This is a genomic window from Psychromonas aquatilis (assembly GCF_038155185.1).
GTDB classification, from domain to species: domain Bacteria; phylum Pseudomonadota; class Gammaproteobacteria; order Enterobacterales; family Psychromonadaceae; genus Psychromonas; species Psychromonas aquatilis.
In genome coordinates this window covers 32,953-39,711 of record NZ_JBAKAZ010000029.1, presented here as the reverse complement: position 1 = coordinate 39,711, position 6,759 = coordinate 32,953, and the positions used below count along the sequence as shown (strand labels likewise).

Annotated in this window: 6 protein-coding genes; all 6 read right to left on the bottom strand. The window is 38.5% G+C overall.

The annotated features are described in order from the left end of the window. Positions 1-129: 129 nt before the first annotated feature. Positions 130-1,500, bottom strand: a complete 1,371-nt coding sequence (purB, locus tag V6256_RS09075; RefSeq protein ID WP_341597892.1) for an adenylosuccinate lyase — start codon at positions 1,498-1,500, stop codon at positions 130-132. 66 nt (positions 1,501-1,566) lie between these two features. Next, positions 1,567-2,196 (bottom strand): high frequency lysogenization protein HflD, encoded by a 630-nt coding sequence (gene hflD, locus V6256_RS09070; protein ID WP_341597891.1) that lies wholly within the window; start codon positions 2,194-2,196, stop codon positions 1,567-1,569. A gap of 82 nt (positions 2,197-2,278) precedes the next feature. Then, positions 2,279-3,421: a tRNA 2-thiouridine(34) synthase MnmA gene (gene mnmA, locus V6256_RS09065; protein ID WP_341597893.1), complete on the bottom strand. Its 1,143-nt coding sequence runs from the start codon at positions 3,419-3,421 to the stop codon at positions 2,279-2,281. A 213-nt stretch (positions 3,422-3,634) separates the two neighbouring features. After that, positions 3,635-4,381 carry an ABC transporter ATP-binding protein gene (locus tag V6256_RS09060; RefSeq protein ID WP_341597890.1) on the bottom strand — a complete coding sequence of 249 codons (747 nt, stop codon included), beginning with the start codon at positions 4,379-4,381 and terminating at the stop codon, positions 3,635-3,637. Then, positions 4,381-5,496: a FecCD family ABC transporter permease gene (locus V6256_RS09055; protein ID WP_341597889.1), complete on the bottom strand. Its 1,116-nt coding sequence runs from the start codon at positions 5,494-5,496 to the stop codon at positions 4,381-4,383. Before V6256_RS09055 ends, V6256_RS09060 begins: the two co-directional genes overlap by 1 nt. Further along, positions 5,496-6,668, bottom strand: coding sequence for an ABC transporter substrate-binding protein (locus V6256_RS09050; RefSeq protein WP_341597888.1), 1,173 nt, complete (start codon positions 6,666-6,668; stop codon positions 5,496-5,498). Before V6256_RS09050 ends, V6256_RS09055 begins: the two co-directional genes overlap by 1 nt. Positions 6,669-6,759 lie beyond the last annotated feature (91 nt).

Below are 6,759 nucleotides of genomic sequence, written 5' to 3'. Positions count from 1 at the left end.
TCATTTTTCCTGCGCAAAATTTAGATCACTTATTTAATATAATTGGTATAATTAATGTTTTTAAATAAATATAGGCAATAAAAAAGGCAACCTTTAAGGTTGCCTTTTATTAATAAGCCAACTGGTTAATTAAGCCATTTTTTCTACTAGCTCAACCGCTTGACCAATATATGACGCTGGTGTCATTGCTTTTAGTTCAACTTTAACCGCTTCTGGTAGCTCAAGTGTATCGATAAACTCACTCATTCCAGGACCATCTACACGTTTACCACGTGTTAGCTCTTTAAGTTTCTCGTATGGTTTTTCGATTGCGTAACGACGCATTACCGTTTGGATAGGCTCAGCTAATACTTCCCAGTTTGAATCTAAGTCTTTCAGCATGTTTTCTTCGTTTGCTTCAAGTTTACTGATACCTTTTAAGCTTGCTTCATAAGCGATAACAGAGTAACCGATAGCAACACCAAGGTTACGTAATACAGTTGAATCTGTTAAGTCACGTTGCCAGCGAGAAACAGGTAGTTTAGCCGCTAGGTGATCAAAGATAGCATTGGCTAATCCTAAGTTACCTTCAGAGTTTTCAAAGTCAATTGGGTTAACTTTATGTGGCATAGTTGAAGAGCCAATTTCACCAGCAATAGTCTTTTGTTTGAAGTGACCAAGGCAAATATAACCCCAGATATCACGGTCAAAGTCTAATAGAATAGTATTGAAACGCGCAATCGCATCAAATAACTCAGCAATGTAATCGTGTGGTTCAATTTGTGTTGTGAACGGGTTAAATGTAACACCTAGGCTTGTTACAAATTCTTCCGCAAAACCCTGCCAGTTAACTTCTGGGTATGCACTTAGGTGAGCATTGTAGTTACCTACAGCGCCATTTGTTTTACCTAGTTGCTCTGTTGCTTCGATTTGCTTAACTTGACGTTGTAGACGTGCAACTACGTTTGCCATTTCTTTACCTAGTGTAGTAGGTGAAGCTGGCTGACCATGTGTACGAGACATCATTGGCATTGTTTTGTATTCGATTGCTTTTTCTTTGATCGCATCAACAATACGGTTGCAGTAAGGTAAAATTACGTCTTTTTTTGCTGTAGAAAGCATTAAAGCGTGAGATAAGTTATTGATATCTTCTGAAGTACAAGCAAAGTGGATAAATTCAGAAACAGCATTAAGTTCTGCAACATCAGCTACTTTCTCTTTTAAGAAGTATTCAACTGCTTTTACATCGTGGTTAGTTGTTGCTTCAATATCTTTAACGCGTTGAGCATCAGCTTCACTGAAGTTAGCTACAATTGCATCAAGGTGTGCGTTTGCTTCAGCAGAGAAAGCTGGAACTTCTGCAATACCGTCAGTTTTTGCTAGTTTTTGTAACCAGCGCACTTCAACTTGTACGCGAAATTTGATTAAACCAAATTCACTAAAAATATCGCGTAAAATTGCAGTTTTGCTACCGTAACGGCCGTCAACTGGTGATACAGCTGTTAGTCCTGAAAGTTCCATTTGTTGCTCCTAATTAGGTTGTTTAAATAGTTTCTTTGCTTCCTAGTGGAAACCTTATATCAGCGATTAAGCGCGTAATAAATTTTGTTTTGTTTGAGCTACTAAAGCACCGCGTGATAATAATAATTGGCGACGCTTACCACCGATTTGGCGCCATAATACAGTCGCACGTACACCGGCTAATAATAAAGCGCGAATTTTATGCTGAGTTTGCTCTTGTTGCAAGTAAGCTGGGTTACCATTTACTTGAATTTTAGGGCCAAGGTTACTAATTAAATCCCTATAAATTGAATCTAAGTTACTTAATACACTACTATCATCAATCTCAAAGTGGGCAAGTTGACGATTTACTTGGTTAATACGTTCACCTAATAAATTTAATGTCCCAGCATTAGAGGATAATTTACGCTCTAAAGCTATTAAGCCTGCAACGTAACGAGTGACTTGCACATTACGCGTATTATTTTCATTGCCTAGTTGAGCAATAGCGGTTTTATAACCTAGTTTTAATGATTCATGGCCACCAAAAGTTGCAAGTGGTGAAGCGCTATCTGTACGTACAATTGATTGTAAGCTTGCATTAAATGCAACTGTGTCAGGACAACTTCCTGTTGTCGCAATTTTATCAACTAAATAAGCAGCTTGGCACATTGCCGAAAAGGCAATACTTCGAGATTCTAAATTATGGAATGACATGTTTTAAATACACTTCTCGGTTGAATGAATCGAGAGGTTTGCTTTCAACAAACCTCTAAGCTTAATTGTCTTATTGTGGGCGTTATTTTTGTAAGTGCTGTTCGATAATAGCGCCACCTAAACAAACTTCATCCATATAAAATACAGCTGACTGTCCAGGCGTTACGGCTGCCTGTGGTTCATCGAAAATCACCTCTAACGTGTCATCGTCAATAGGATTAACAGTACATGCAATATCTGTTTGGCGGTAGCGTGTTTTAACCGTACATTTAAAGCTTTCTTTTTTGGCTGTTCTATCTACCCAATCACATTTTTTAGCGATTAAACCATAAGAGAATAGAGCAGGGTGATCAGCACCTTGTGCAACTAATAAACGGTTATTTTCCATGTCTTTACCCACTACATACCATGGATTTTCATTTGAGTTTTGTAAGCCGCCTATCCCTAACCCTTTACGTTGTCCTAAGGTGTGGTACATCAAACCTTGATGTTGACCAATTACTTCATTGTCAGGTGTAACAATATCGCCAGGTTGAGCTGGTAAGTAAGTTTGTAAGAAATCAGTGAATTTACGTTCACCAATAAAACAAATTCCAGTACTGTCTTTTTTATTGTGCGTTACTAAATCTTGTTCTTCAGCAATACGACGTACTTCAGGTTTTTCTAATTCACCTACTGGGAATAGCGTTTGTGCGATTTGCTCGCCACCAACGGCATATAAAAAGTAGCTCTGATCTTTGTTGCTATCTAAACCACGTAAAAGTTGTGCTTTACCATCGATATCTCGACGACGGCAATAGTGCCCTGTTGCAATAAAGTCTGCTCCTAAATCTTCAGCAGCAAATTCTAAAAAAGCTTTAAACTTAATTTCTTTATTACACATGATATCTGGGTTTGGGGTACGGCCTGCTTTGTATTCTTCTAAAAAATGTTCAAATACATTATCCCAATACTCAGCTGCAAAATTGATAGTGTGTAATTTTATGCCTAATTTATCACAAACTGCTTGAGCATCCTGGAGATCTTGAGCTGCAGAGCAATACTCATCAGTATCGTCTTCTTCCCAGTTCTTCATGAATAAGCCTTCTACCTGATAGCCTTGCTGCTGTAATAAATAAGCAGATACTGAGGAATCAACACCACCGGATATTCCGACGATTACTTTAGTCTGGCTATTGTCTTTCATAAATTTTTCTCCAACGAATTCAGCGCAATATTTTAACAGAATTTAATGCCAATTAAACTAATTATGTGAGGGCGATGCTTGAAGTTTTAAAGTCAGTAAGGTGCAAATGACGAGGAGAGCAGGTGAGATTGTTCTATTGATGCCTGTTGGCGCTGATTTAAGTCTTAACTAAACAAGGTTTAGCTAAGACTGGATAGTAGGTGTTGTCAGGCGATTAAGCAGTAAGTGATAAGGTATTTACGCCTCATCTGCTCATAAACAAGCGACAACAACAGGGTGCTGTTCGAGCTGTATTATCTGAGAGTTGACATTAAATACATTTTTAATTAATACTTGATCAATGATTCTACTCGGCTCACCGTAAGCAAATAAATTATTATTATGTAACGCTGCTACTTTATCTGAATATTGAATCGCTAAATTTAAATCGTGTATCACCATTAATGCATAGGCATTGTGCTCACGCGTATAGCTTTTTACATATTCTAATAGCATAAATTGATTGTGCATATCCAATGCTGACGTTGGCTCATCTAAAATCAACACGCTAGGTTGGTTGACAACCGCTTGTGCGAGTCCGACCAGCTGGCTCTCGCCCCCGGACAGTTCACTGCATATTTTATTGGCGAGATGAAAAATACCAATTTTATCCAATAGAGTGAGTGCTTTTTCTGCACTTTTGGCTTTGGTAAATAAGCTATTAGCGTCAACATGCATGGTGGTGATCAGCAACTCGATAACCGTAATATTTGCTGACACGCGATGATCTTGTGGTAAATAACCAATGTCATTTAGCGTCAGTGGTTTTGCATTTAAGGTAATGCTATCGGCATTTGGTCGAATACGCTTAGTCATTTGTTTAAGAAGGGTGGATTTACCTGCACCATTTTTGCCAATCAATGATACCATTTCACCTGGGTAGATGGTGGGAATACTCATATTATCTAAAATAATATCGTTGCCAAATGCCACGGAAAGTTGATTAATATTAAGCGCCATTAGAATTTTCCACCTTTTTTAATAATTAAAAAGATAAAGAAAGGTACGCCCACAGCAGACATCATCACGGTTAACGGTAAAATAATACCTGGCATAACCGACTTACTAGCAATAGACGCAAGTTCTACTAATACTGCCCCGAGCAGAAATGAAGCTGGTAGGAAGAAACGTTGATCTTCACCAAGAATCATTCGAGCGATATGTGGGCCAACTAGGCCTACAAATCCAATCGCACCAACAAATGAAACGGATAATGAAGTGATTAAAGACACGAGTAATAATGTTTTTATACGTAATTGTTTTACATTAATACCCATTGATTCAGCACGCTCTAATCCTACTTTTAGAGAAGATAGTTTCCAAGCGTCTTTCATCATAATGGCCATGACAATTGGTAGTAAAATCGCTAACGTTGTAATTTTTCCCCAACTACCTCTGTCTAATGAGCCCATTTGCCAGAAAATCAATGTCTGTAACTGTGTCTCAGTGGCGATATATTGCATCATGGTTAACATGCCATCATAAGCAAACATAGTAGCCACGCCAAATAGCATAACACCTTCAATTGAGATCCGCTTAATTGATGAGATGCCTGCGATCATAAAGGTGGTGAGCATGCACATGACAAAAGCCATGCTGGCAATCTGATATTCTTCAGGAATATAAGGAATTGAAACAATATGGGTAATAACTAATGAAGCGCCAAATCCCGCTGAAGCAGATACACCGAATGTATAAGGGTCTGCTAACGGGTTATTGAGCGTTGTTTGCATTTGTGCGCCGGCAATTGCCAGCGCTCCTCCAACAAATGGTGCCATCAGCGACATCGGCATACGAATATCCCAAATAATTGTTTGAGTCACAATATCACTGGATGCAGGATTAAAAACACCACTGATTACCTGTCCGAGTGTAAGGCCGTGAGAGCCAATCAGAACATCTGCTATCAATCCTATTAAACTTAAAAAAAAGAGCACAACCAGCGCCACTTTTTTCTTTTTAAGGCGTGAATGATGTATTGTTAGCGCATCAGTCAAGTGGTTTGTTTTGCTTTCTTCTTTTACAGAGCCTTGCTCAATGAAGGCACTGTCAGAAAGCGTCATGCTTTGCTTCATTAGTGCATTACCTGTGCGTTATTCTGGCCAAATTTTCCTGATAGTGTACGACCAGCAAAACGTTGGTTCATCTCTTCAAAGGTTTGCTCTGGGTTGAGGTCTTTAAATAAAGCAGGGTGGATCCATTTAGCAAAATATTCAATAGCCACTAGGTTGTATGGTGAATTATAAAAAGGCATGTATATCGAGTAGATATTATTAGACTGGTAGGCATTAGTTGCTTTTAACCAGCTTCTATCCATTAACTTAGTTGTCGATTTTTTGATTTGTTCAGGATCTAGCGGCGCGTAACCTAAAGGGATACCTGACGTTGGGTTGCCTTCTTTATCTAACCAACCTGTTGTTTGCATAATGTAAATATCTGGTTGTGCTACTAATACACTTTCTGGCGACATTTGCCCTGTTAATGCCCCTTTTAATGGTTTATCTGCGACATTGTTGGCTTTTAATAATGGGATATAAGCGCCCATATTGCCATCAGAAAAGGTACGGCAACATGATTCGTTATAACCAGCAGCACGTTCAATAAAGACATTTTTATTTGTTTGCTCTGCTGGTAGGGTATTCACAGCGTCGGTTAAACGTTTTAGATGGGCTTGATAGTATTCTGCAAAACGTTGGCCTTGTTCTTTTTTACCGAGCGCCGTTGCTAAAGAGGTCACTGATTTCACTGTATTTTCTACAGGATGCTCTCGAAAATCGATTGCAACAACTTTAATGCCTGCTTTGTCTAGCTTTTTCAATAAGCCTTTGTCTTGTGCAAGCTTAATATTAGAAAGATCAACAACAAATAAGTCGGGTTTATTTTGCATGTTGATAAATTTTTCTGCATCAAACTCACCTGACTTTATTTTACCTATCGTTGTTATATCTTTAAGGCTTGGGTACTTTTTAATATAACTTGCATACATGCTAGGAGCAGATGCACGCATATCGTCACGCCAAGCGACCAAGTGTTTAGCGGCATCTTGCTGGTAAATAATCTCTAATAATGAAAATACGCGGCCTGTAGAGAGTGCTATATTTTGAGGTTCTTTTTCAATAGTGACGGTACGTCCTGCAATGTCGGTTATTGTTACTGGAAATGTACTGGCAAAACTCGGCAGAGTGACAAAAGAAATGGCGAATATAACAACAGAGGTGATATTACGAATGAGATTGAAACCTTTCATATCTGAGAACCTTTTATTTTAAGAAGAAATGGGGAAATGTATAAACAAGCCAAGAATGGTAATACTTATCATTATCGCTGTAAAATTATTT